This window comes from Candidatus Methylomirabilota bacterium, from assembly GCA_035936835.1.
Classification (GTDB): domain Bacteria; phylum Methylomirabilota; class Methylomirabilia; order Rokubacteriales; family CSP1-6; genus AR37.
This window is the reverse complement of record DASYVT010000001.1, coordinates 1-1,779: the sequence shown is the minus strand read 5'-3', so window position 1 is coordinate 1,779 and position 1,779 is coordinate 1. Positions and strand designations below refer to the sequence as shown.

Below are 1,779 nucleotides of genomic sequence, written 5' to 3'. Positions count from 1 at the left end.
TGGGCCAGCGCGGCCCGCCGTTGCTCGCCGGCCCTCGCGGGCTCCCCCGTCGTCTCCAGCTCGAGCGCCCACGCCAATCGTTCGTGCAGATAAGGATCGGACGGGGTCGAGGCGAGCGCGCGGGTGAGCTCTTCGACGGTGGCTGCGGCCGACCGCGCCGTCGCCGGCTCGACGATCAAAGGAACGAGGACTGCGGCCAGCGCAATCGCCGCCGCTCCGGTCGCGCTGCGGGCCAAGATGCCTGCGCCGAGCGAGCGCGACCGCGTCGCGTCGAGGGAACGGGCCCCGGAGGAGCCGAAGCGCGTGTGAGCCGCCACGGTCGCTATGCCCAGGCAGGCGGCGCCCAGCACGCCGTCGGCAGGGATGCGCGCGCTGAAGTCGACCGCGCTGTGCGCGAGGAGGGCGGCGACCGCGCCGAGCGAGCCCAGCAGGATGCCCACACTGAAGGGATCGCTGCGCTGTGTGCGGTCGTCTCGGGTCACGGGACAGCGGCCGCGGCCGAAGAGATGCGCGCCGACGAGGTCGCGCGCGACGCGCCAGCCGGCCCAGAGGAAGAGCGCCGCCCCGGCCGGCCCCGTCTCGATGGCGAGCTGGAGGAGATCGCTGTGAGCGTAGGGGAAGTAGACGCGGCCGGGCAGGAGCGCCGGCGGCTGGAAGCGGAAGTAGACGTCCTTGTAGGCGCCGAGCCCGACGCCCAGCACCGGGAAGGAAACGAGCATCGGCAGGCTGCTGCGCCACTGGGCCCAGCGGCTCAGATGGTCGGAGGTGCCGAAGCGGGCCAGCAGCGGTTCGATGCCGATCCAGAGCGCGTAGCCGAGTGTCACCGCGCTGAGGGCGGCCGTGAGGACGAGCGACCAGCGGAGGCCGCGCACGCGGGTGAGCCCGCGCAGCAGCAGGAGCCCCGCGACCAGCGCGGCCAAGAGCGCGCCACGGGAGAGCGTTAGGACGGCGGCCAGGGCCATCACCGCGACGCCGAAGGCCGGCAGGTAACGGCGCAGCGCCGTCTCGCGAGCGCTTGGCGAGGGCGGGAGAGACGCCGGCGATGATGAGCCGCTTCCCCGGGCACTCCGCGCAGCGAGGTAGCCCAGACCCAGGCAGATCAGCATCACGAGCCACGCGGCCCAGTGGTCCGGGTTCACGAAGGGACCGGAGAGCCGCGGGCCGGCCGGGCCCTGCCGCCACCAGAAGAGCCACGCGTCGCGCGAGAGATAGTCCACGAGAGAGAGGAAGGCGAGGACGCTGCCCGCCAACAGCAGCACGCGCACGAGGCGGTCGAGGTCGCGGCGGCGCTTGACGAGGTTGACGACGAGCGCGTAGACGCCCGCGTAGGTCAGGAAGAGCAGGAGCGAGCGCCCCGTCTGGGCCGGTGATACGGTGCCCAGCGCGAGGAAGCGGCTCGGCAGCGCGGCGGGCTCGGGCCCTGGCGGCTGGAGCGCCCAGTCGCGCAGCGGCCCATTGCCGATTGCCAGCTGGAGCAGGACGAGGAGGACCAGGAGCCCAAGCGGAAGGTCGAGCGCGGTCCGCCGCCATTCGAGCCGGCCCCGCAGGGCCATGCCGAGCGTCCAGGCGAGCAGCGCGGCGAGGACCAGGAGCTGGGTCGCGGCAAGGGGCCAGCCCACGTGCGCGCCGCCCGAGACCGCGGGCCAGAGCAGCGCGACGGAGAGGAGAAGGATGCCGGCGGACCCGAGCGGTGCCGCCCTGCCGTCACCCCTTGGAGTCGCTGCCGTAGTAGGCATGGTAGTAGCGCTGGTGCTCGGCGTAGTAGCCGTCGCGGCGCAT

At 73.5% G+C, this 1,779-nt stretch carries 1 protein-coding gene; it reads right to left on the bottom strand.

Annotated elements, in window-relative coordinates:
• The coding region (locus VGV06_00005; protein ID HEV2053534.1) for an O-antigen ligase family protein at window positions 1-1,736 on the bottom strand (1,736 nt) is incomplete at its 3' end.
• Between the last annotated feature and the right edge of the window lie 43 nt (window positions 1,737-1,779).